This is a genomic window from Streptomyces sp. NPDC001156, from assembly GCF_053598275.1.
Map to the genome: position 1 here is coordinate 1 of NZ_JBSFJX010000123.1, position 23,786 is coordinate 23,786.

The 23,786-nt window shown below is 71.5% G+C and carries 14 protein-coding genes and 3 pseudogenes; 11 read left to right on the forward strand and 6 right to left on the reverse strand.

Annotated features, from left to right (window positions below):
* Positions 1-357: 357 nt before the first annotated feature.
* Complete coding sequence (locus ACWDA7_RS35915; RefSeq protein ID WP_450609996.1) at positions 358-1,416, reverse strand: serine hydrolase domain-containing protein; 1,059 nt, start codon at positions 1,414-1,416, stop codon at positions 358-360.
* Between the two features lie 279 nt (positions 1,417-1,695).
* Here ACWDA7_RS35915 and ACWDA7_RS35920 point away from each other — a divergent pair, with 279 nt between their 5' ends.
* The 4 genes and pseudogenes from ACWDA7_RS35920 to ACWDA7_RS35935 form a co-directional block, all read left to right on the forward strand.
* Entirely contained in the window at positions 1,696-3,750 is a 2,055-nt protein-coding gene (locus tag ACWDA7_RS35920) for a serine/threonine-protein kinase (RefSeq protein ID WP_450609998.1), read from the forward strand.
* Between the two features lie 183 nt (positions 3,751-3,933).
* Positions 3,934-6,579 (forward strand): protein kinase, encoded by a 2,646-nt coding sequence (locus ACWDA7_RS35925; protein ID WP_450610000.1) that lies wholly within the window; start codon positions 3,934-3,936, stop codon positions 6,577-6,579.
* A gap of 230 nt (positions 6,580-6,809) precedes the next feature.
* Complete coding sequence (locus tag ACWDA7_RS35930; protein ID WP_450610018.1) at positions 6,810-8,474, forward strand: serine/threonine-protein kinase; 1,665 nt, start codon at positions 6,810-6,812, stop codon at positions 8,472-8,474.
* A pseudogene (locus ACWDA7_RS35935) lies at positions 8,455-8,906 on the forward strand (protein kinase domain-containing protein); the annotation flags it as partial. The gene ACWDA7_RS35930 and the pseudogene ACWDA7_RS35935, both read left to right, overlap by 20 nt.
* Positions 8,907-9,101: 195 nt before the next feature.
* On the opposite strand, the pseudogene ACWDA7_RS35940 reads toward ACWDA7_RS35935, so the two are convergent.
* Positions 9,102-9,350 (reverse strand): annotated as a pseudogene (locus tag ACWDA7_RS35940) (transposase family protein); the annotation flags it as partial.
* Between the two features lie 9 nt (positions 9,351-9,359).
* Between ACWDA7_RS35940 and ACWDA7_RS35945 the strand changes: the two are divergent.
* The 5 genes and pseudogenes from ACWDA7_RS35945 to ACWDA7_RS35965 all read left to right on the forward strand — a co-directional run.
* Positions 9,360-9,851, forward strand: a pseudogene (locus ACWDA7_RS35945) (serine/threonine protein kinase); the annotation flags it as partial.
* A 191-nt stretch (positions 9,852-10,042) separates the two neighbouring features.
* Positions 10,043-11,695, forward strand: coding sequence for a protein kinase domain-containing protein (locus tag ACWDA7_RS35950; RefSeq protein WP_450610002.1), 1,653 nt, complete (start codon positions 10,043-10,045; stop codon positions 11,693-11,695).
* 335 nt (positions 11,696-12,030) lie between these two features.
* Positions 12,031-13,359 (forward strand): serine/threonine-protein kinase, encoded by a 1,329-nt coding sequence (locus ACWDA7_RS35955; RefSeq protein ID WP_450610004.1) that lies wholly within the window; start codon positions 12,031-12,033, stop codon positions 13,357-13,359.
* A 104-nt stretch (positions 13,360-13,463) separates the two neighbouring features.
* The gene (locus ACWDA7_RS35960) at positions 13,464-15,104 is read left to right on the forward strand and encodes a succinic semialdehyde dehydrogenase (RefSeq protein ID WP_432931580.1); all 1,641 of its coding nucleotides are present in this window, start codon (positions 13,464-13,466) and stop codon (positions 15,102-15,104) included.
* Positions 15,105-15,153: 49 nt separating this feature from the next.
* Positions 15,154-16,956, forward strand: coding sequence for a GMC family oxidoreductase N-terminal domain-containing protein (locus ACWDA7_RS35965; protein WP_450610006.1), 1,803 nt, complete (start codon positions 15,154-15,156; stop codon positions 16,954-16,956).
* Between the two features lie 138 nt (positions 16,957-17,094).
* On the opposite strand, the gene ACWDA7_RS35970 is transcribed toward ACWDA7_RS35965, so the two are convergent.
* A complete protein-coding gene (locus ACWDA7_RS35970; RefSeq protein WP_450610008.1) occupies positions 17,095-18,111 on the reverse strand; it encodes an LPXTG cell wall anchor domain-containing protein in 1,017 nt (338 codons plus the stop codon).
* 725 nt (positions 18,112-18,836) lie between these two features.
* Positions 18,837-19,136, reverse strand: a complete 300-nt coding sequence (locus tag ACWDA7_RS35975; protein ID WP_450610010.1) for a chorismate mutase — start codon at positions 19,134-19,136, stop codon at positions 18,837-18,839.
* A gap of 311 nt (positions 19,137-19,447) precedes the next feature.
* Between ACWDA7_RS35975 and guaA the strand changes: the two genes are divergently transcribed.
* Positions 19,448-21,028: a glutamine-hydrolyzing GMP synthase gene (gene guaA, locus ACWDA7_RS35980; protein ID WP_450610012.1), complete on the forward strand. Its 1,581-nt coding sequence runs from the start codon at positions 19,448-19,450 to the stop codon at positions 21,026-21,028.
* Between the two features lie 10 nt (positions 21,029-21,038).
* Here guaA and ACWDA7_RS35985 read toward each other — a convergent pair whose 3' ends face one another.
* On the reverse strand, positions 21,039-21,533 hold the full coding sequence (locus ACWDA7_RS35985; protein ID WP_450610014.1) for a pyridoxamine 5'-phosphate oxidase family protein: 495 nt from the start codon (positions 21,531-21,533) through the stop codon (positions 21,039-21,041).
* Between the two features lie 200 nt (positions 21,534-21,733).
* On the opposite strand from ACWDA7_RS35985, the gene ACWDA7_RS35990 reads away from it, so the two are divergent.
* Positions 21,734-22,528, forward strand: a complete 795-nt coding sequence (locus ACWDA7_RS35990) for a class II aldolase/adducin family protein (protein WP_432931589.1) — start codon at positions 21,734-21,736, stop codon at positions 22,526-22,528.
* A 115-nt stretch (positions 22,529-22,643) separates the two neighbouring features.
* On the opposite strand, the gene ACWDA7_RS35995 is transcribed toward ACWDA7_RS35990, so the two are convergent.
* Positions 22,644-23,786, reverse strand: a 1,143-nt coding sequence (locus ACWDA7_RS35995) for an IS200/IS605 family accessory protein TnpB-related protein (RefSeq protein ID WP_450610016.1), incomplete at its 5' end; no start/stop codon positions are given.

Below are 23,786 nucleotides of genomic sequence, written 5' to 3' on the forward strand. Positions count from 1 at the left end.
GGCTAGGCGCCTGGCGCGGTGGTCTTTCGCCGCGGCAGCGGCCGCCGCGGCTTCGGAGAGCTGGGCACGGTTGAGGCGGTAACCGACCGACAGAATGCTTTCGCCGACCTCGGCAAGCGGCACGCCCTCAGCAGTCTCGATCAGGCGATCCCTCGCCGGACTCCTTCGTAGAGGCTCACACCTGATTCATGGCACTCCCCCGCCGGACGGAGCGTGCGGCGGACGTCGAAGGAATGTGTCGGCTGCCGCTGGGAGGAGGGCTCGCGGGCGGGATTCGCGTTCCTGGACTGGGATCACTGACTGGGATCACTCGAACGAGTGGCGCAGTCCGGGATCTTCGTTCGGAACCGGCTCGTTCTATGGGGTGCGGGGGCAGAAGGCGGCCGTGAGCAGGTCCCGTTCCAGTCCGGAGTTCGCGAACCCGTCCGTGTTCACACGGAAAGTGAGGACGCGACGGCCGTCGGCGGTGGCTGCGGTGCGCACGTAGCTGCCGGAGATCCGTCCGTCGTGCCCCCACACCGTCGTGCCGCACGGAAGCTTCTGCGGAAACAGCCCCAGGCCGTACGCGCCGTGTGCGGCACGGGTGTCGAGCATCTCGCGCAGCCATCGCGGGGGCAGCAGCTCGCCGCTCAGCAGTGCCGCGTAGAAGCGGTCGAGATCGGAGAGCGTGGTCACCAGCTCACCCGCCGCGCCGGCCACGCGCGGGTCGAGTTCGGTGACGTCGGAGCCGTCGGCGGCGTAGCCGCGTCCGTGCGGCGAGGGAAGCGTGGTGCGGGCGCCGGGGAAGGACGTGCCCGTCAGACGGAGGGGAGTGATGATGCGGCGCTCGGCCTGTTCGGCGTACGAGTGACCGGTGACCTGCTGGACGACCATGCCGAGCAGGACGTAGTTGGTGTTGGAGTACGAGAAGCGGCCCCGGGCGGCAGGAGGGTGGCTGAGCGCGACGCTCAGGGCCTCGAGCGGAGTGAGGGGGACGACTGCCCTGGTGTCCTTGATGAAGTCGGCCAGGCCGCTGGTGTGGTTGAGCAGGTCGCGCAGGGTCAGCGCGCGGCCGTCGTTGCCCGCGCCGCGCACCAGTCCCGGCAGATGGGCCTCCACCGTGTCCGACAGGGACAGCCGGTGCTCGGCCGCCAGTTGCAGCACCAGCGTCGCGATGAAGGTCTTGGTGATGCTGCCGGCGCGGAAGTGGTCGGCGCGAGCGATGCCCTGACCGGCGAGAACGAAGTGCGAACCCGATTCCCCACGGGCCAGCAGCGCGGCGGCGGGAGCCCGGCCCGCGGTGACGAACAGCGGGAGCACCGCGTCCGGCCTCGGGACCGTGGGGGCCGGGGGGTGGACGGGGGCGAGTCCGAGCAGGGCCAGGCACACCGGTACGGCCAATAGGGTCCGGGTCCGGGGTGTCCGGCGCAGCGGCATCGGCATCCTTCCTTGTCGCGGCCCATCATGGGGGACGACCCCTCGGCAGGGCCGGGCGGGGCCACCTTGCCGCCGGCTCCGGCGGCGGGGCCGGGGCGCCCGAGCCGGCGCGACCGGGTGCCGTGGCGCACGGCCGAGCCTCGTCGCCGCGGTGTCCGCTCCGCCGAGGCGGCCGCGGGAGCGGTGCGAGCCGCCGGATCAGGGGCACCCTGGGCGTCGGGTGGTCCGTGGGTGAGGGACAATGGAGGCTCTGTCAGGGCGGGTTGCATGAGGGGACGCATGTCGGAGGCGGAGCGGGCGGGGACATCCCGTCAGGACAAGAGCGAACGTCTCCTCGCCGGGCGGTACCGGCTGGGGGACGTACTCGGCCGCGGCGGCATGGGCACCGTGTGGCGGGCCAAGGACGAGACCCTGGGTCGTACGGTCGCCGTCAAGGAGTTGCGGTTCCCGTCGAGCATCGACGAGGACGAGAAGCGCCGGCTGATCACGCGCACGCTGCGGGAGGCCAAGGCGATCGCCCGGATCCGCAACAACGGTGCGGTGACCGTCTTCGACGTGGTCCACGAGGACGACCGGCCCTGGATCGTGATGGAGCTGATCGAGGGCAAGTCGCTCGCCGAGGTCATCCGGGAGGACGGCCTGCTGGAGCCGAAGCGCGCCGCCGAGGTCGGGCTCGCGATCCTCGACGTACTGCGCGCCGCGCACCGCGAGGGCATCCTGCACCGCGATGTGAAACCGTCCAACGTGCTGATCGCCGAGGACGGCCGGGTCGTGCTCACCGACTTCGGTATCGCGCAGGTCGAGGGTGACCCTTCCATCACCTCCACCGGCATGCTCGTCGGCGCCCCGTCCTACATCGCGCCGGAGCGGGCCCGCGGGCACAAGCCCGGCCCGGCGGCGGACCTGTGGTCGCTCGGCGGACTGCTGTACGCGGCGGTCGAGGGCGTGCCCCCGTACGACAAGGGCTCGGCGATCGCCACGCTGACCGCCGTGATGACCGAGCCGGTCGAGGAGCCGAAGAACGCCGGCCCGCTGAAGAACGTCATCTTCGGGCTGCTGGCCAAGGACCCCCAGCAGCGGCTGGACGACGCGGGCGCGCGGACCATGCTCAACGAGGTGATCCACGCATCCGATCCCAAGAAGGAGCCGCCGGCGGACGCCACGCGGGTCGTGGCCCTGCCGCCGGTGCCCGAGGAGTCCCCGGGCAAGGGGACGCCCGGCAGCGCTGCGGGCGCCAAGCGGGGCGAGGAGGCGGCCGAGAAGCTGCGCGGGGCGCTGCGGTCCGTGCGCAAGGCCGCGACGTCGGCCGGCGCCGCCACCGCCGCCGCGACCGCCCGGGACAAGGCGCCCGGGACCACGGCCGGGGAGACGTCCGAGGACGTGTCGTCCCCGGACGCGGCGGCCGCGCCCGCGGCCGGGACACCCGGTACGACCCGGGCGGCGACGTCGGACGGCGCACGCGACACGACCACCGATCTTGCATCGAACTCGGGTACAGCGAAGCCCAGTTCGGGATGGCCGATCGTGCCCGACCCGGACCGGCCGGAACGGCCCGCACAGCCGCCGCGGGCCCCGCTCACCGACGTCGTGCCGAAGCGGACCCTGGTGCTGGTCGCCGTCGTCGTGGCGCTCGCCGTGCTTGGGACGGTGCTCGCGCTCACGCTCCGCGGTGGCGACGGAGGCTCGCAGGACAACAAGAGGGGCTCCACCAAGTCCGCCGCGTCCACCGGTGCGACAGCCGGGAGCGGAGGCAGGGGCGGCAGCGGCGGTTCGCACACGGACAGCGGCAGCACGCGCGGCTCGGCGACGAAGGGCTCGGACGAGCAGAACACCGGCGACGCCTCGCCGGCCGCGAGCGCGGGCGCGAGTGGCGGTGCGCCGTCCGGATCGTCGGACGACAGCGCCGGGACGACGCCGTACAAGGGCGGTCAGGGGTACTCGATCGGGCTGCCGGCGGGCTGGAAGTACCAGTCGTCGGATTCCGCCGGGGACCGTTTCACCGGCCCCGACGGCCAGAAGCTGCTTGTGGCCTGGACGTCCACCCCGAAGGACGACCCGGTGGCGGACTGGGAGAGCCAGGAGCACTACATGACGCGCGCCCAGTACAAGCGGGTCCGTATCGAGAAGGTGGACTACCGCGACTGGAACACGGCCGACTGGGAGTTCACCTACGCCGACGGCGGCACCACCTACCGGGTGATCGACCGCGGATTCGTCGTCAACTCGCATCAGGGTTATGGACTCATGTACACGGCGAAGGCGTCCGGCTGGGACGGTGATCTGCGCGAGGGGACCTGGGAGGCACTGACCAAGACGTTCCGGCCGAAGTCGTGATCTGACCGCATACGTGACGGGGGTCCGACACGGTTGGGTCGTGGCGACAGTCGCGGGGAGATATGACATCCCCGGGTTGCAGATTGCCTCCGGCACGTATTGTGAGGGATTGCGGACCGTACGCATTCGGAACGGGACGCCGGGCGAACGGAATTGACCAACCGGGCAGCCGGGGGAGGCATCGTGGACGACTATGCGGGACGGGTACTCGCCGACCGCTACCGCCTACCGCTGCCACCCTCGGACGAGTACGAACTCGCCGAGACCCGGGCGTTCGACACTTACAGCGGACAGGAAGTCCGCGTACGGCAGGTGCCGTTGCCCGAGGTCGTCGAGGCCGAGGTGCTCGGTGCCGACGGCCTGCCCGAGGGGTTCGTGGCACGCGACGGCAGGTCCCGCGGCGGCTCGCCCCGGACGGGGACGGCCACGCGGCGGCCTCCCGACCCGGCCGTACGGCGGGCGATCGAGGCGGCGCAGGCCGCCGCACAGATACCCGACCACCCCCGGCTCGACCAGGTCTTCGACGTGTTCGCCGAGGGCGGTTCGCTGTGGATCATGAGCGAACTGGTGCCCGCACAACCGCTGGCGACCCTGCTCGCGGAGAAGCCGCTCACGCCGTACCGGGCGGCGGAGGTCGCCTCCGACATCCTCACCGCGCTGCGCGCCCTGCACGCCCACGGCTGGGTGCACCGGAACATCACGGCGCGCACGGTGCTCGTCTGCGACGACGGCCGGGTGGTACTGACCGGCCTGGCAGCCGGGGCGGCGGAGGAGGCACTGTGCGGGTACGACCCGGTGCCGGCCCGGGACGTCGAGCCAGGCGACGGGACGCCAGGCGGCAATGCCGGCATTCCGGGGGCCCGGACCGGCGGCCCGTCGGGCACCGGCGCCGGCGGCCCCCTGGGGGACGGCGGCAGCGGACCGTCCCCTGGCGCGTCAAGCAGCGGCACGTTCGGTTCCGTGGGCGCGGCCGCGCAGGGCATGGATCCGGAGGCCGCGCGCCGGGCCGCGATCGAGGCGCGGGCGAACGGTGCGTCCACGGGCGACGGCGCGCCCGGCCAAGGGGCGCCCGTGGTGGGGCCCCGTGCCCTGGAGTCCGCCGGAGACGTACGGGCCGCACGAGCCGGGGCGATCGCGGCCTACCGCGCGGGAGCCCGGGCCGCGGCCCGAGTGCAGGAGGAACAGCGCGGCGGACGCCCGGCGTTGCCCGCACCCCGCGCGTCCGACCCGGGCACCGTGACACCGCCGCAGGCACCCGGGCCGGCAGGAGAGCGCACCCCCGGCACATCGCCGCCGGGACAGATCGCCGACCCGTACGGAGTGGGTGGTTCGGCCTCCTGGCACGGTGCGGTACCGCGCCCCGCCGCGCCCACCGTGGAGAGCCGGGGCCGCACCGCACTGCCCCGCGGTACCTCCGCGCCGAGGGAGAACGGGGGCGGACCCCGCGGAAGCGGCACGCGCAGGCCGGGTGCGGCCACCACCTCGCACCACGGCGCCATGCCCGGCGGGGAAGAAGGCGCCCCGGGTTCGGGTGCGGTCACCTCTCCGGCCTCCTGGATCCGGCGCGGTCCCGCCACCGCCCTGGTCGCCGAGCGGGCCAGGCAGGCCCGTATGGCCGTCGTCGGGCCGGTCACCGAGCGGTGGGCGCCCGAGCAGGCCGGGCCGGTGCACGAGAACTGGCAGCTGGCCGCGCCGATCGGCCCCGCGACCGACCTCTGGGCGCTCGGCGCGTTGCTCTTCCGGGCTGTGCAGGGGCACGCGCCGTACCCCGAGGAGAACACCGCCGAGCTGGTCCAGCTCGTCTGCGCCGAGCCGCCCGCCTTCGCCGAGGAGTGCGGACCGCTGCGCCCGGTCGTGGAGTCGCTGCTGCGTCAGGACCCGACCGAGCGGATCGACTTCGAGGAACTGCGTGGCTGGCTGCGTTCCCTCGTCCGGTCCGCGCCCGAGCCCGACGCGGGCGCGCACGTCATCGCGGCACCTCCTGTCGACCCCGGGCGGCTGCCGGTGGTCCGGCGCCGGGGGGAGCTGGTCCGCAAGCGCCGTGCCGGGCTGCCCGCGACCGCACCGGCCCGTCACAAGCGCGCCAAGGACGGCCGCCCACCGGGGCCGCGCAGACTCGGCCGCACCCTGCTCCTGCTCATCCTGCTCGCGCTGGCCGCGGCGATCGCGTACGCCATGGCGTTCATGCCGAAGGCGGATTCCGGGAACGGCAGGGGTGCCGGTACGTCGGGGGACCGCACCGGTGCCGTCGGCGAGGTCGGCCCCGCCCCGCAGCAGTCCGGCCGGGGCGGTACGCGGCAGCCCGGCGGCCAGGTGGCCAAGAGCCCCTCGCCGTCGGCCGGTTCCGCGCAGACGCAGACCAGCGAGACCCAGGTCGCGCAGGGCTTCACCCTCCGCAGCGACCCGGAGGGCTTCCGCGTCGCGGTGGCGAACGGCTGGGACCGTACGCCGAGGAACGGCAGCGGGCAGGTCGTCTACTCTCAGGGCGATTTCGAGCTGATCGTCGTGCCCGGACGCGACAGCACCGGCAGGTTCGGCAGCGATCCGCTGACGTACCAACGGGAGTCGGAGCCCGAACTGCAGCCGTTCCGCGACTCGACCTGGGCCACCTCCAGCGGGATGCGGCGCATCGACGTCGGCGGACGGACGATGGCCGAGGGCCAGTTCACCTGGACGGACGGGGACGGGCGGGAGCTGTTCGTGCGGAACCTCGCCCTCCTCGTGGGCGGCCACTACCACGTGGTGCAGGTGCGTGGCCCGGAGGCCGAACGCGACGAGGTGACGCGGCTGTACGAGCAGGCGGAGCAGACGTACCAGGCGACGGGCTGACCACTCCGCGTCACCATACGGCCCCCGGCGCGACCCCGTCTTCGCCTCGCCGGACCCGCCCAACACCCGGGCGACGGCGTCCGATTGCGTGAGTGTGCGGTGGTTCCGTCCCGTACGTGGAAGCGAGAACCGTCACAGTGCGGTCTCCGTTCCACCCCCGCCCGTTCCCTGCGCGAAGGGCGCTCTCTAATGTGACTTCGTCAAGAGCATTGCGGGGAAACGTGAATCAGATGCAAGGCCTGCTCCTCGCGGGCCGCTACCGGCTCGTCGATTCCATCGGCAGCGGCGGCATGGGCCGGGTATGGCGCGCCCACGACGAGGTGTTGCACCGCGCGGTAGCCATCAAAGAACTGACGGCAGCTCTGTACGTCACAGAGAGTGACCGTGCCGTTCTTCTCGCCCGGACCCACGCCGAGGCACGCGCCGCCGCGCGCATCAACCACTCCGCCGTCGTCACCATCCACGACGTCCTCGAGCACGACAACCGTCCGTGGATCGTCATGGAACTGGTCGAGGGCGGCTCGCTGGCCGACGCCGTGAAGGAACGCGGCCGTATCGACGCCACCGAGGCCGCGCGCATCGGTCAGTGGGTGCTGCGCGCGCTGCGGGCCGCGCACTCCGCGGGCGTGCTGCACCGCGACGTGAAGCCGGGCAACGTGCTGCTCGCCACCGACGGACGTGTGCTGCTCACCGACTTCGGCATCGCGCAGGTCGAGGGCGACTCGACCATTACGCGCACGGGGGAGATCGTCGGGTCCGTCGACTACCTCGCTCCCGAGCGGGTCCGCGGCCACGACCCGGGCCCCGCCTCCGACCTGTGGGCGCTCGGCGCCACGCTGTACACGGCGGTGGAGGGAAGGTCGCCGTTCCGGCGGACCTCGCCCCTGACGACCATGCAGGCCGTCGTCGACGAGCACCCCGCGCCGCCGCAGTTCGCGGGCGCCCTGGAGCCGGTGATCGCGGCCCTGTTGTGCAAGGACCCGGTGCAGCGGCCCGACGCGGCACGGCTGGAGCAGATGCTGGCCGAGGCCGTGGAGGGCAGGCGGCCGAAGGCGGCACAGGAGTACGTGTCGACGATGCACGTGAACCTGCGTGCCGAGGAGCACACGACCGCGAACGTGCCGCGCCGGCCGGAGACAGGCGATCCGCGCACGAGCGGCGGCACCCTGCCTCAGTCTCAGTCCGCTCTGCCGCCCGCGCCCCGCAGACGCCGCCGCGGTCGTACGATCGCGCTCGTCCTCACGGTGGCCGCGGTCGTCGGCGTGGGCGGTGCGGTGGCCGCGAACCGCCTCGGCAACCGGCACGTCGGCAGCGGCGGGTCCGTCGCCACGGGCAGCCCCGGCCACTCCGCCTCTGGATCGTCGGCTCCCAGTGCCAGTGCCAGTGCCACGCCGAGCGACGAGGGCGGTCAGGGGGCGGTCCCCGCCGATTGGAAGCGGCGCAACGACCCGGTGGGCTTCAGCATCTCCCTGCCCAAGGGGTGGAAGCGGTCCGTCTCCATCGACCAGGACGGCCTCCGGCAGGTCGACTACTCGCCCGACAAGGGCAAGCACCTCGTGCGGGTCGCCGTCGACACCGCGCCGGACTTCCGCACCTCGTACGAGCACATGAGCTACCTGGAGCAGCGGGTCTCACGGCGGCTGCAGGACTACCAGCAGCTGAGCCTCAAGAAGGAGCTTTTCCGCGACCTGCCGGGCGTCCGCTGGGAGTACACGTGGAACGCGCTGGCCAAGGACCCGCCGCACTACTTCCCGGGGCCCTACCGTGCGATCGACGTCGGGTACATGGAGAGTGACGGCACCGAGTACGCCATCTACGCGGCCTCGCCGGCTGACGACTGGGCCACCACCAGTAAGCAGTTCGACTGGATCCTGCGGGGCTTCCAGGAGGGTTGATCCGAGTGGAGCAGAAGGTTCTGCTGTCGCTGTGGTCGCTCTCATCACCCCGGAGCGGGTGTCGGGGAAGCGGCCGGGTCCTGCCTCCGCTCTCTGGTCGCTTGGCGTGGTGCTGTACGCGGCGACGGAGGGTGTCTCGCCGTTCCGCCGCAGCAACACCCTGGTGACCCTGCAGTCCGTCCTCAACTCGACGCCCGCGGCGCTGGCTTCGGTCGAGGAGCCGCTGGCCGACGTCATCAACGGGCTTCTGCAGAAGGACCTTCGCGCCGTCCGGACGCCGGACAGGTGGGGGCGTTTCTGGAGACGGCCGCGCATCCGCCTGCTCCGGCCGCGACTCAGGCGGCGCAGTCGGCCGAGGGGGCGTCGAAGGGCGGCATCCGGCTCGGCCGCAAGACCCTGTTCGAGCTCGGCGCGGCGGTCGTCGCGGCCGCGGGGAGGACAGCCTCGACGAGATCGCCGGACCTGTCAGCTCGGAGGCCTATCAGGACGCCGACGGTGTGGAGGAGACGGACGACGCTACCTTCTCGTCCATGGCGGAGACTCCTGCTCCGTAGGCCGAAACGACCAAAACTTCGTACCAGGGCAGTGAGCCTTTCCCAGTAAGCAGTCATGACTGTGTGTGATCGTTTAGATGGTCCGGTCGTACTCGAGCTGGAGGAGGACGAGAGCTGCAGCGGCGATCTGGGTGATGCGGCTGGGGTCGAGGCTGACCCTCCGGAGGGCCTTGAAGGTGGTCTTGAGCAGGGCGCTTGCTCGCTCGCACACCCCGTGGATGCCGCGGCTGACCTTGTTGAAGGTCTGCTGGGCTTCGGTGAGTTCGCGGCCTGCGGGCTTCTTGACCGGGTGGCGGAAGCCGTCCCCGGCGTTGAACTCACCGGCTCCCAGGATCCGGCGGGCTTCACCCTCGCCCTTCCGGGCAAGCAGTGGAAGCGCAAGAAGTACGACGCCCACCAGACCTACGGGACCGACCAGAGCGGCCGGACCGAAGAGATCGAGCAGATCAACCAGACCGACTACACACCCGACGGCGGAAAGCACTTCATCCGCATCGCCATCGACGACTCACCGGACTTCGACGAGGCGTACGAGCATCAGGTCGACCTGGAAGAGCAACTCCAGCGGCTGGTCGACTACAAGCGGGTGACGCTGCAGAAGAACATCTACCGCGACTGCCCCGGCTCCGTGTGGGAGTACACGTGGACGGCGCTGGCGAAGGACACGCCCTTCCCCGGACCGCGCCACGCGATCGAGGAGACCTACATCGGCCGCAACGGCGTCGAGTACGCCATCTACATGTCCGGTCCCGCGGCGGACTGGGACACGACGCGTCAGCAGTTCGACGAGGTGCTGCGGGCGTGGCGCCAGCCCACGGGCTGACAGCCGGGGCGGCCACGCCCCCGCGTACGGCCCGGGGCCGGCACCCTCTCGTGCGCTCCGGGGCCGGCACGCCCCCTCGTACGCCCCGAACGTCCGCCGCACCCCACCCGCACGCCCTCTTGCGTCGCTTGTCGGCCACCGTCTCGGCAGCGTCCCGGAGGGGCGACCTCCGGTGCGGCATGATGGGGCTTATGGGGACCGAGGGGGAGAACGTCCGTGTGATAGCGGGCCGCTACCGGCTCGAGGAGCGGATCGGCCGCGGCGGCATGGGCGTCGTGTGGCGGGCGACCGACCAGTTGCTCGGCCGTCAGGTGGCAGTCAAAGAACTCGTCCTGGACACCTCGCGCTCCGCCGAGGAGCTCCGTCGGCAGCGGGAGCGCACCCTGCGCGAGGCGCGCGCGGTGGCGCAGTTGCACCACCCCCACATCATCGTCGTCCATGACGTCGTCGAGCACGACGAACGTCCGTACATCGTGATGGAGCTGATCGACGGCGGCTCGCTGGCAGAACACGTCGCCGCCCACGGTCCCGTCGACGCCCGCGAGGCCGCCCGGATCGGCATCGCCCTGCTGGGCGCGCTGCGCCGCGCGCACGAGGCGGGCGTGCTGCACCGCGACCTCAAGCCGGCGAACGTCCTGATGGAGGAGGGCACCGACCGTGTCGTCCTCACCGACTTCGGCATCGCACAGGTCGCCGGGGCCACGACGCTGACCGAGAGCGGTTCCTTCGTGGGCTCGCCCGAGTACACCGCGCCCGAGCGGATGTCCGGCGAACGCACCGGGCCCGCGTCCGACCTGTGGTCGCTCGGTGCGCTGCTGTGCGCCGTGCTGAGCGGCGAGTCGCCGTTCCGCCGCGACTCGTTGGGCGGCATCCTGCACGCGGTGGTGGCGGACGAGATCCGTCCGCCCGCGCAGGCCCAGCCGATCCTGCCCGTTGTGCGAGGGCTGCTGGAGCGCGATCCGGACCGGCGCCTGGACGCGGCGGAGGCCGAGCGGCTGCTCCAGGAGTTCCTGGAGACCGGGCGTACGCCACGCGTACCGGTGATGTACACGCCGACACAGGGGGACATCCCCCGGCGCGCGGCGCCCTCGCGGGAGGTCCCCGAGGCGGCGACACCGTCGGTGGGCGCGGCGCCGCGGCCCGGTGGAACCTCCGCCCGCGGCGTGCTCATCGCGGCCGCCCTCGTCGCCGCGATGGCGGGTGCGGGCGTCTCGGCGGCGACGCTGCTGATCCGCGACGGCGGCAACGGCGATGGGGTGCCCGCGAGTTCGGGACCTCCTGGCACATCTCCGAGCACCCGTCCGTCGAGTTCTCCGACCGCGGGGCCCTCGCCCGCGCCGACCGTGACGGTGACGCGGTCGCCGTCCTCGGGACCGAATTCGGCACCGCGCGCGCCCCGCACGGCTCCCTCCGGGTACCGGTCGGTCCAGGATCCGGACGGGTTCTCGCTCGCCGTGCCGGAAGGGTTCACCCGGGCCCCCCAGGGTGAACGGATCTTCTACATGTCGCCCGGGCAGACCTTCCGCATCGGCATCAAGGCCACCGATCCCGAAACAGGCGGCCCACTCGCGGTGATGCGGAGCGCGGACGCCAAAGGGCCCGCGAACAACCCCGGTTACCGTGACGGCCGGGTCACCGGGGCGTCGCACCACGGGAATTCGGCCGCGCTGTGGGAGTTCACCTGGGACGGATTCACGGCCGCCGAGGGGCCGCGGCACACCTACGACCTGTGCTGGGAGGAGAACGGCCGAATGTACGACGTCTGGGTGTCGGCGCCGGTCGGGAAGGTACGGGAGGCGAAGGAGTACTTCGACGTGGCGGTCGACACGTTCGTACCGGCGTAGTACCGCTGTCGCGTTCGTAGCCGCGCAGTTCGGCCGGGGCGCGTTCGTAGGCGCGTAGTCCGGCCGGGCCGCGTTCGTACCGGCGCGAACCGGAGACGAGTTGCGCGGTGGGTCACGGATCTGTGACCGGTGTCGGGCAGGGGTGGCTGCCGAAGGGCCCGCGCGATAAGGATGAACGCATGAGCAGCAACGGGGGAGGGCCGCACCGATCCGACGAGACCACGAGTTTCGGACTGCAACCGCCACGGCCGGCCGTGCCGTATCCCGGAAACCCGTACGCACGGCCGTAGTTTGTACCGCCGGACGGGCAGCCCCAGGCGGTCCCCACCCAGGTCGTGCCCGACCGGGCGGAGGGCCCAGGGGCCGGGCGGCTGATCGCCGGACGCTACCGGCTGCTCGCCAAGCTCGGCCACGGTGGCATGGGCACGGTGTGGCGGGCCAAGGACGAGACCGTGGACCGCGAGGTCGCCGTCAAGAAACCCCGGATCCTCGGCCACCTTCCCGAACGGGAGCAGGCCAACGTCTACGAGCGGATGCGCCGTGAGGCTCGGGCCGCCGCGCGCCTCGACCACCCGGCCGTCGTCGACGTGCACGACGTGGCGGTGGTCGACGGCAGGCCGTGGATCGTGATGGAGCTGGTGCGCGGCCGCTCCCTGGGCGATGTGCTCCCGGAGGACACACTCGGGGTACGCGAGGCCGCGAGGATCGGCCTCGAGGTGCTCGGCGCGCTGGAGGCCGCGCACGCGGCGGGCAACCTGCACCGCGACGTGAAGCCCGACAACGTGCTCCTCGGCCGGTACGACCGGGTCGTCCTCACCGACTTCGGCATCGCGCGGATCGAGGGCGAGACGAATCTGACGGACACGGGCGGCTTCGTCGGCTCGCCCGAGTACATTGCGCCCGAGCGGGTGCTGGGCCACCGTCCTGGCCCGGCCTCCGACCTGTGGTCGCTGGGCGTGGTGCTGTACGCGGCGACGGAGGGCGTCTCGCCGTTCCGCCGCACCAACACGCCCGCCACCCTCCAGTCCGTCCTCCACTCCACGCCCGCCGCTCCGGCGTCGGCCCGGGGCACGCTCGCCGAGGCCATCAACGGCCTGCTGCAGAAGGACCCGGCGCGCCGCCCGGACGCTGCCGAGGTCCGCCGGCTCCTGCGAGAGGCGGCGAAAGAACCGCAGCCGGTCCCGCCGACCCAGCCGGACGTCCCCGTCCCCGGTGGCGGGGACGTCCGCCTCGGCCGCAAGGCACTGCTCGGGATCGGCGCCGCGGTGGTCGCGATGGCGGTGGCGGCGTACCTCGTCCTCGCCGACCCGTTCGCGGGACCGCTGCCGGACGGCTGGCAGCAGCGGCGGGCCGAGGCGCTTGGCCCGACGCTCGCGGTGCCCGCGGACTACCAGGTGGCCAGGTCCGGGAAGGACGACACCGGCAAGAACTGGGTGACGTACACCGACTGGAGCGGCAGCATCTGGATCGGACTGCACCTGGCGGCGGCACCGGTTCCGGGTCCTGCAACTGCTCATCGTCACCCCCGCCGGGGAGCACTACACGCTGCGCGTCGACATGCCCAGGGGCACCGCGGAGGAGAGACAGGGCACGTCTTTGTTCACGGGCGCCTGTGCCCGTCTGAAAGTCGGCATCAGCACGCTGGGCTCCTGACAACGCCCTGATCAGCGGGTTTGCTGCCAGCGATCACTGGCGCGGTGTGGACACCCCGTGAAAGCCCGTTACCGACGGGTACCCAAACGCCCCGGCCCGGCATACCCTGCGCGTCATGACGGACTCCCAGGCCCCGGAGAAGGCCACCGACACGACCGGTGCGGGCACGGCCGGCACGAACCCTCTCGCACCCGCCCCCGCCGGCGCCCGCACCGCCGTCGACGTGGTCACCCCGGAGCTGGTCGCCCAGCTCACCAAGGGCGTGGCCGGCTCCGGCCGCACCGCCAACCACACGCCGTTCACCGGCGAGAAGCTGGCCGACCTGCCCGAGTCCACCCCCGAGGACGTGGCAGAGGCGTTCGCCCGGGCCCGCACGGCCCAGCAGGCCTGGGGCGCCACTCCCGTACGGCAGCGCGCCGCCGTGCTGCTCCGTTTCCACGACCTGGTGCTGGAGCGGCAGGCCGAGGTCCTCGACCTGATCCAGCTGGAGACCGGCAAGGCCCGGCTCCACGCCCACGAGGAGGTCCAGGCCGTCGCCGTAGCGGCCCGACACTACGGCCGCATGGCCTCCTCGTATCTGAAGCCCAAGCGGCACACCGGCGCCGTGCCCACGCTGACGCGGGTCACCGAACTGCGCCACCCGCGCGGCGTCGTCGGTCAGATCGCCCCCTGGAACTACCCGCTGGAGCTGTCGGTCGGCGACGCGCTCCCGGCCTTCGTCGCGGGCAACGCCGTCGTGATGAAGCCCGACACGGAGACGTGCCTGACCGCGCTGTGGGCCCGCGACCTGCTGATCGAGGCCGGGCTGCCCGCCGACGTCTTCCAGGTCGTCATCGGCGACGGTCCGGTCGTCGGACCGGAGGTCGTCAGGCACGCCGACTACGTCTCCTTCACCGGCTCCACCCGCACCGGCCGCGAGGTCGCGCAGGGTGCCGCAGCCCGTCTCGTCGGCGTCTCGCTCGAACTCGGCGGCAAGAACGCCATGCTGGTCCTCGAGGACGCCGACATCGAGAAGGCGGCCGCCGGCGCCGTGCGCGCCTGCTTCTCCTCGGCGGGTCAACTCTGCATCTCCATCGAGCGGTTGTACGTCCACGAGTCGATCGCGGACGCCTTCGTGGAGCGGTTCGTGGCCCGCACCAAGGCCATGCGGCTCGGTAGCTCCCTCGCGTACGGCGCGGAGATGGGCTCGCTCGTCGGCGAGCGGCAGTTGGAGACCGTGAGCCGGCACGTCGAGGAGGCCGTCGCCAAGGGCGCCAAGGTCCTGGCCGGCGGAGTGGCGCGTCCCGACATCGGTCCCTTCTTCTTCGAACCCACCATCCTGGACGGCGTCGAGGCACCGATGTCGGTATGCGCGGAGGAGACCTTCGGCCCGGTCGTGTCGATCTACCGCTTCACGACGGAGGACGAGGCGGTGGAGCGTGCCAACGCCACCCCCTACGGCCTGAACTCCTCGGTCTGGACGAAGGACGGCCGACGCGGCCGCGCGATCGCCGCCCGGCTGCGCACCGGCACGGTCAACGTCAACGAGGGCTACGCGTCCGCGTACGGCAGCGTCCAGTCCCCGATGGGCGGCATGAAGGACTCCGGCCTCGGCCGCCGCCACGGGTCCGAGGGCATCCTCAAGTACACCGAGGCCCAGACCGTCGCCCACCAGCGACTGCTGCCGATGGCCCCCTCGCTCGGCATGGACGACGAGAAGTACGCGGCGCTCATGAGCCGCAGCCTGAAGCTGATGAAGGCGTTCCGCCTCCGCTAGACCACGACGGTTTCCGCAGAACCACACCCGTTCTCAACGAGGAGAGCACGTGTCGCAGGAGAAGTCTGTCCAGGCCCGGGACGAGGACGGGTACGACTACGACGTCATCGTCGTGGGGTCGGGGTTCGGCGGATCCGTCTCCGCACTCCGTCTGACCGAGAAGGGCTACCGGGTCGGCGTCCTGGAGGCCGGCCGCCGTTTCACCCGTGATTCCCTGCCGAAGAACTCCTGGGACCTGAAGAACTACCTCTGGGCCCCCGCGTTCGGCATGTACGGAATCCAGCGCATCCATCTGCTGGGGAACGTGATGGTGCTGGCGGGCGCCGGGGTCGGCGGCGGCTCCCTCAACTACGCCAACACCCTCTACGTACCGCCGAAGGCCTTCTTCGACGACCCGCAGTGGCGGGACATCACCGACTGGCACGAGGAGTTGAAGCCGTACTACGACCAGGCGCAGCGCATGCTCGGTGTCCGGCTCAATCCGACCATGACCCCGTCCGACGTGCACCTGAAGGCGGCGGCGGAGCGGATGGGTGTGGGCGACACCTTCCACATGGCGCCGGTCGGGGTGTTCTTCGGTGACGGCGAGGACGCCGACGGCTCCGCGAAGGGCAAGCCGGGGCAGCAGGTCGCGGACCCCTACTTCGGCGGCGTGGGACCGGAGCGCAAGGCCTGCACCGAGTGCGGCGAGTGCATGACGGGCTGCCGTCACGGTGCGAAGAACACCCTGAACGAGAACTACCTCTACCTCGCCGAGAAGGCGGGCGCGGTCGTGCACCCCATGACGACCGTCGTGTCGGTCACGGACGACTCGCGGGGCGGGTACGCGGTCGCCACCCTTCCCACCGACGACCGCCGCAAGGGCCGGGGGAAGCTCTTCACGGCCCGCCGGGTCGTCCTCGCCGCCGGTACCTACGGCACCCAGACCCTGCTGCACCGGATGAAGGCGGCCGGGCAACTGCCGTACCTCTCCGACCGCCTGGGTGAACTGACCCGCACCAACTCCGAGGCGCTGGTCGGGGCGCAGACCGACAACCGGCGCTACCGCAAGGCCACGGGCGAGCCGAAGGCCGACTTCACGCGCGGGGTCGCCATCACGTCCTCGATCCACCCCGACGAGAACACCCATATCGAGCCGGTCCGCTACGGCAAGGGCTCCAACTCGATGGGCGGCCTTTCGATACTCCAGGTCCCCTACGCCGACGGCTCGTCGAGGGCGGCGGCCTGGCTGCGCAACGCCGCCCGCCACCCCGTCCTCGTCCTGCGCTCTCTCTCCAACCGCCGCTGGTCGGAGCGGACCATCATCGGCCTGGTGATGCAGTCGCTGGACAACTCCCTGACGACGTACCTGAAGCCGAACGGAGTGGGCAAGGGTCTGCTGACCGCGCGCCAGGGCCACGGTTCCCCCAACCCCAAGCAGATCAGGGCGGCCTCGGAAGGCGCCGCGGCCCTCGCCGCCGAGATCAACGGTTTTCCCGGCTCGAACGTCGGTGAACTGATGGGCACCCCGCTGACGGCCCACTTCCTCGGCGGCTGCCCGATCGGCTCCTCGCGGGAGACGGGCGTGATCGATCCCTACCACCGGCTCTACGGCCACCCCGGCATCTCGGTGGTCGACGGTGCGGCGGTCTCGGCGAACCTCGGCGTCAACCCGTCGCTGACGATCACCGCTCAGGCCGAGCGGGCGATGTCGTACTGGCCGAACAAGGGCGACGAGGACCCGCGTCCGGCGCAGGGGACCTACGAGCGGCTGAAGGCGGTCGAACCGACGGCGCCGGCCGTCCCGGCGGAGGCCTTCGGCGCGCTGCGCCTGCCGTTCCTGGGGATGCCGGCGGTGCCGCCGAAGAAGTAGCGACCGCGCCGGCGGACGACACCGCCGCGCAAGGTGAAAGAAAGAAGGACCTGTGCCCCCCTCCGAGCTCAGGTCCTTCTCTCTTGTGTGCGAGGCGTACGGGACGCCTGACGCAGTTTGTGTGCGGGTCCGCAGGCCTTACGCGGCCTGGCCACCCGTCTTGCGGCGACGCAGGGCGAACACCACACCGCCACCGGCGACGACCGCGACACCGCCGACGAGGGCGATGGTCGGAAGCGCGGAGGACGAACCGGTGGAGGCGAGGCTGCCGGTGGCCGGGATCTCCTTGGCGCCGCCCTGCGGCTCCTTGCCGCCGGACGGCTTGTCGCCCTTGCCGGGCTTGGCCTGACCCGGGTTCTCGTTGTCGCTGCCGGGCTTCAGGACGGTGAACTCGTAGATGGCGAACGCGTTGTGCACGCAGTTCTTCTCCTGGTCCACGTATCCGCCCAGGCCCACGCTGTAGCCCTGGCCGGCGGGGGCCTTCGCGGTGATGTTGACCCGCAGCTTGATGTCGACCGTCTGCTTGGGGCCGAGGTCCGTCTCACCGAAGTAGACGCCGTTGCCGATCTCGTCCGCGAGGGACTGCCAGGACTTGCTCTGCGGGTCGAAGTACTCGAGCAGGGCGTAGGTGCTCAGCCAGTCCTTCTCGTCGTCGCTCGCCGTGTCGTTGTCGATGAGCGCGAGCCACTGCACCTGACCGAGGGACTGGTCGCTGTGGTTCGCAGCGGTCAGGGTGAAGTTGTGCCAGCCGCTGCCCGCGACGATCTTGCCCGGCAGGCCGGAGACGGCGAGGGACAGTTGGGAGTCGGGGTCGACCTCTTCGTCGGTGCAGGGGGTCGGCTCGGCGGTGGGCTCCGTGCTCTCGGTGGGCGTGGCCGACGCAGTGGCCGACGAGGACGCGGACGAGGAGGACTGGCCCCCGGGGGCCACGGCGGTCGCGCTCGACGAGGACGTCGCCGTGGACTCCTCGCCGGCCGGGGTCGTGGTGCTGGTCTCCGGTGCGGGGCTGGTCGGCGACTCGGAGCCCGTGGTCTCGGTCGCGCTTGCGGAGGCCGTGGGCGTTTCGTCGGCGAAAGCCGTCGGAGCGGACAGCAGCGCGAGGGGGGCTATGGCAGCCGTCGCCGCAGCGGCGGCCAGTGCACGGCGAAACTTCATGAAGACCTCGAAAGTCAGGCATGCCGCGACGGCGCGGCACGGTTCGGAGAGGCCTCCGCGTGTGGGGCGCGGCTGTGGCCCACGATTCGGTAGGTGTGACCTGCGAAGCCCGTGAACGGTTGCATGGCATTCACACGATCTTTATGTGGCCTGGGTCACAATCCGCTGGGCGTGCGATCGCCTGCGCCCGAGGGCAAGCGAAGGGCCCCGCGGCGGGGGTCCTCGCCCACGGCCTCAATGGCCGGGGGCGAGGAGAATCCGCGGGGCCCTTCTTCGTCGGCACCGACGTCAGGGCAGCGTCGGTACCCGGAGCGGCGCCGGGGGGTTACGCCGCTTGTCTGTGTGACCGCTCGGGTGCGCCCGGCGTGCTCGGGGCGCGCGCCTGGTGCCGACCGGGGAAGCCGGGTGCGGGAGCGGTGCGGTTGTCTGAATTCCGCCGGTCGGCTCCGGGCGTCCCCGGAGCCGACCGTTCTCTGGTGACCGGGCTGCTGTCCCCTGCCGTCCGGTCACAACCCTGGGGCGAGGTCCCACGACGCACGGCTCGATCCGCACGTCTCATCGCCCCAGCGGAGCCACGCGTGGTTCTTTCGGGCCCGCCCCTGGCTGGCACGGACACCGAGAACAACGAAGTGTGCGTGAGACCGGTCACGCGCCGTACGGGTGAGAGGGCGTGCGAACGTGGGTGCGCCGGACGTCTGTCGCATCACGGGGTGGCCGGCCGGTCGTCAGACGCGGCCCCGGCACAGCTCGAGCAGGGTCATGGCGAGGGCGGTGCCGGGCTTGCCGAGAGCGTCCCGGTAGTGGCTGAGGATCTCCATCTCGCGGGCGAGGTTCACGCGCCGGCCGCCGGAGCCGATGCGGGCCTCCTGGATCACGGCGGAGACCGCCATGCGCTCCTGGATCAGGCCGATGATGCGGTCGTCGAGCGCGTCGATGCGCTCGCGGGCGCCGGTGATCACATCGGCGGCCTCGGAGGTACGGGCGCCGGTCTTCTCGGTGGCCGTCTGCTCGGTGGTGGCGGTCATCACGGGGATCTCCTCGGTGTCGGGATGAGGAGCCCCGGATCGGCACGGTCCGCAAACGTCAGGCGCCCCGGACCGTATCGGCCCGGGGCGCCTGGGAAGTCGCTTGTCAGTAGCTCAAGCAGCACGACCATGGCAGCCGGCGGGCCGGTTGCCATAGGTAAAGACGAAGGCGTACTGCGTAAGCATGGACCCAGTATGCCCCGGGCACGGACGGTGTCCAACCGGGGCTGGATGGTGAGACGGGAGGTGTCCCGCAAGCACCCCGTTAGAATCGGTACCGAGACCCCCGCCCCACCGCCGGAAGGCACCCTGTGTCATCAGCGACCTCCGCTGCCGCCGCCCCCGACACCGTCCTGGTCGTCGACTTCGGCGCGCAGTACGCCCAGCTCATCGCCCGTCGCGTCCGCGAGGCCCGGGTCTACAGCGAGATCGTGCCGAGCACCATGCCGGTCGAGGAGATGCTCGCCAAGAACCCGGCGGCCATCATCCTCTCCGGCGGCCCCTCGTCGGTCTACGAGGAGGGTGCCCCCACCGTCGACCGCTCCCTGTTCGAGGCCGGCGTCCCCGTCTTCGGCATGTGCTACGGCTTCCAGCTGATGGCCCAGGCCCTCGGCGGCCGGGTCGACAACACGGGTGCGCGCGAGTACGGCCGGACGGCCATGGCGGTCTCGCGGCCGTCCTCCACGCTCTTCGAGGGCACCCCTGCCGACCAGTCCGTCTGGATGTCCCACGGCGACGCCTGCTCCGCGGCCCCCGAGGGCTTCACCGTCACCGCGTCAACGGACGTCGTGCCGGTCGCCGCCTTCGAGGACGACGAGCAGAAGCTCTACGGCGTCCAGTACCACCCCGAGGTCATGCACTCCACGCACGGCCAGCAGGTGCTGGAGCACTTCCTCTACCGCGGCGCGGGCCTGACCCCGACCTGGACCACGGGCAATGTGATCGAGGAGCAGGTCGAGGCGATCCGCGAGCTGGTCGGCGACAAGCGGGCGATCTGCGGCCTGTCCGGCGGCGTGGACTCCGCCGTCGCCGCCGCCCTGGTGCAGAAGGCCATCGGCTCCCAGCTGACCTGCGTGTACGTCGACCACGGCCTGATGCGCAAGGGGGAGACGGAGCAGGTCGAGAAGGACTTCGTCGCGGCCACCGGCGTCCAGCTGAAGGTCGTCGACGCGGAGGAGAGGTTCCTCACCGCGCTCAAGGGCGTCTCCGACCCCGAGGAGAAGCGGAAGATCATCGGCCGTGAGTTCATCCGGGTCTTCGAGCAGGCCCAGGCCGAGATCATCGCGGACGAGGGTCCCGCGGTCGAGTTCCTCGTCCAGGGCACGCTGTACCCGGACGTGGTCGAGTCCGGCGGCGGTAGCGGCACGGCCAACATCAAGTCCCACCACAACGTGGGCGGCCTCCCCGAGGACCTCGAGTTCAAGCTGGTCGAGCCGCTGCGCAAGCTGTTCAAGGACGAGGTCCGGATGGTCGGCCAGGAGCTCGGGCTCCCGGAGGAGATCGTCCAGCGCCAGCCCTTCCCGGGTCCGGGCCTCGGCATCCGCATCGTCGGCGAGGTCACCAAGGAGCGGCTCGACCTGCTCCGCGACGCCGACGCCATCGCTCGCGAGGAGCTGACCGCGGCCGGCCTCGACCGCGAGATCTGGCAGTGCCCGGTGGTCCTGCTCGCCGACGTCCGCAGCGTCGGCGTCCAGGGCGACGGCCGGACGTACGGCCACCCGATCGTGCTGCGTCCGGTCTCGTCCGAGGACGCCATGACCGCCGACTGGTCCCGGCTGCCGTACGACGTGCTGGCGAAGATCTCCACCCGGATCACGAACGAGGTCCGTGACGTCAACCGCGTCGTCCTCGACGTGACCTCGAAGCCGCCGGGGACCATCGAGTGGGAGTGAGCCCCGCGGCTCACCTCCGCCGGACGGTGCGCACCGGCTCTCCGGGCTTCCAGATCTCGACGACCAGATAGGTGTCGTCCTCGACGTAGGTCCGTACGACCTCCGTCAGCTCGGTGCGGAAAAGGTGGAACGGCTCCGGCGGTTCCACCTTCTGCACATACGCGGCCTTCGTCTCCGCGTCCTCGACCTCGTGCGCCCGCCCGCTGATCCGCACGTCACCGCCGCCCATCCCCGTCCCCGCCCCGGGATTCGCCTGGAGCGCGAGGCGCGGGTCGCGGCGCAGGTCGAGCGCCTTCAGCGAGTCCGGCATCATGCCCAGCCACAGCTCGCCGTTCAGGAAGCGGACCTCCATGCCGGAGGTGCGCGGGGAACCGTCCTTGCGCAGGGTCGAGAGGACGTGGTGGGTGAAGGCGCCGAACCGCTCCTCCACGGTCCGGGCGAGATCCGGTGCGGCGGCGGCGAATGCAGACCAGTTCACAGGGCCCAGCGGGCTGACAGCGCTCATGCGAACGAGTCTCCCGTCTATACCCGACAACTTCTGTCAGGTATTTCGGCGAGGGAGACATGGCGTGCGGCGGTGCCCGGAGCGACCGCGCTCCCACCGCGCGTAACGGTTGCGCACCACCTTCACTGAACGACCCTGTTTTCCTGCGGAGACCGGCGGTAACTTTCCGCTCCGTACAGGAACCCAGTGCTGGAGGACACATGCACGGGCCGACCCCGCCGCTTCCCCTGCCCACCGACCAGCTGCGGTTCGCCATGCCGCCGATGCACGAATCGGCGGCCGACGAACGACAGCACCGCAAGGAGCGGCTGGCCGGAGCGCTGCGGATCTTCGGAAGGCTCGGATTCGAGGACGGGGTCTCCGGGCACATCACCGCTCGCGACCCGGAGTTCACCGACTGCTTCTGGGTCAATCCGTTCGGGATGCCCTTCCGGCACGTCACCGTGAGCGACCTCGTGCTGGCCAACCAGGACGGGCAGGTGATCGAGGGCAGCTACCACGTGAACCAGGCGGCCTTCACCGTGCACGCCCAGGTCCACGCCGCCCGCCCGGACGTCGTCGCCGTCGCCCACTGCCACTCGGTGCACGGACGTGCCCTCGCGGCGCTCGGCGATCTGCTGGATCCCATCACCCAGGAGTCCTGCGCCTTCTACGAGGACCACGCCGTCTACGACGACTACACCGGCGTCACCGTGGACGCCGAGGAAGGGCGCCGGATCGCGACCGCGCTCGCCAGCCGCAAGGCGCTGGTCCTGCGCAACCACGGACTGCTGACGGTCGGCGACTCGGTGGACGCTGCGGCCTGGTGGTTCCTGTCGATGGAACGCTCCTGCCAGGTGCAGCTCACCGCGAGGGCGGCGGGACGGCCGGTCCTGATCGACCACCGGCAGGCGGTGGCGACGCGCGAGCAGCTCGGCGGTGACCTGGTGGGCTGGATCAACTACCAGCCCCTGTGGCAGGACATCACCCGGAGCGAACCCGATCTGCTCAGCTGACAGCGGTTCCCCGGCCCGCTGAGGCGGGTTGCGGGCGCTCGCTCTGGTCCGCCGCGCGGATGGGCGGAGGCGGCTTCCGGGCGACGGTCAACCGGGGCTCGCTGTTTCACCGTTCCTAGTCAGTGAGCAGGAGTGAGTCTTGTACCCAATCCTGGTCAACTGGCGCATCCCGAACGGTGGTGGATGCACTGGTCTCCCGCGTTCGCGCCGCGTCCGGCGACACGGATCGTGTCCGTGGTCCAAGGATGCGGGGGCGGGTTCCCTCACGCCCCGGGGTGCCGTGTCCGGCCTGGGCGGTCCGATGCCCCACACGATCCCTCTGGTCGTGTGGGGGCGGTGCCGTCCGTCGCCGGATGCGGTGCCCCAGGGCGCGCCTGCCGATCGCGATGCCCGCGGCATCGTGACGGCTGGTCCTCCTGGTCGGGTGGGTGAGGGGCCCCAGCCAGTGCTGGGCGCCCCACCTGCTGGTGTAGGCCGGGTCCACGGCGATGACGGTGATGCCGAGTTCGGCCGCCATGCTGACGAGCCGGGCCCGCAGCCTGGACACGGGCATGCCGGCGATCACCTGCCGAAACCGTTTCCGACGCCCGTGCTTCTCCCGGGTTTTCTCCGCGGCGAAGTCGAGGTCTTCGATCGCGATCGACACCCCGTGGCGTTGGGCCCAGTGCAGGAGCCGGATCAGTGCATGCCGTACCTGGGCATCCCGGTGGTCCGCGGTGCCGGACAGGTCGTAGGAGAACCGGCGCGGCTCGCCGACCGGGTTGCCGTGGGCGTCCAGCCGCCAGGCGGCCAGATGGTCGGCGTTCGTATCGACACCGATCACACCGCCCGTGCGAGCGTCGGACAGGGGGACGGTGGTGACCGGCGGGATCGTCCAGGAGGCGGTGAGGTACCAGCGGGATCGGTCTGTGTCGTAGTGGATGCGGTAGGCCACGGACCGGTTCGTGGTGATGCGGTCGGCCCACTCGTCGCGCCGGTGGTGGAAGACCGCGGTCGAGGCGAGGACGTACCGGCCGTGCGGGGCGTTCGCCAGGTGCGCCAGCGGGACGGGCAGCTTGAGGGAGACTTCGCCCTCGGGCGTGACGCGGATCGTCTCGTTGCCGAACCGCTTGCCCGATTCGCCGTCCGCCTGCAGGAACCAGCGCTCCGCTTCCCAACGCCGGCGCCACGCGTGCTCGGTGAGCTGCGCCGCCTCGAGGTGGTGTCGGGTGTGGAGCAGGCGTTTGCCGCCCCGCACCACCCGCACCCGCCCCACCTC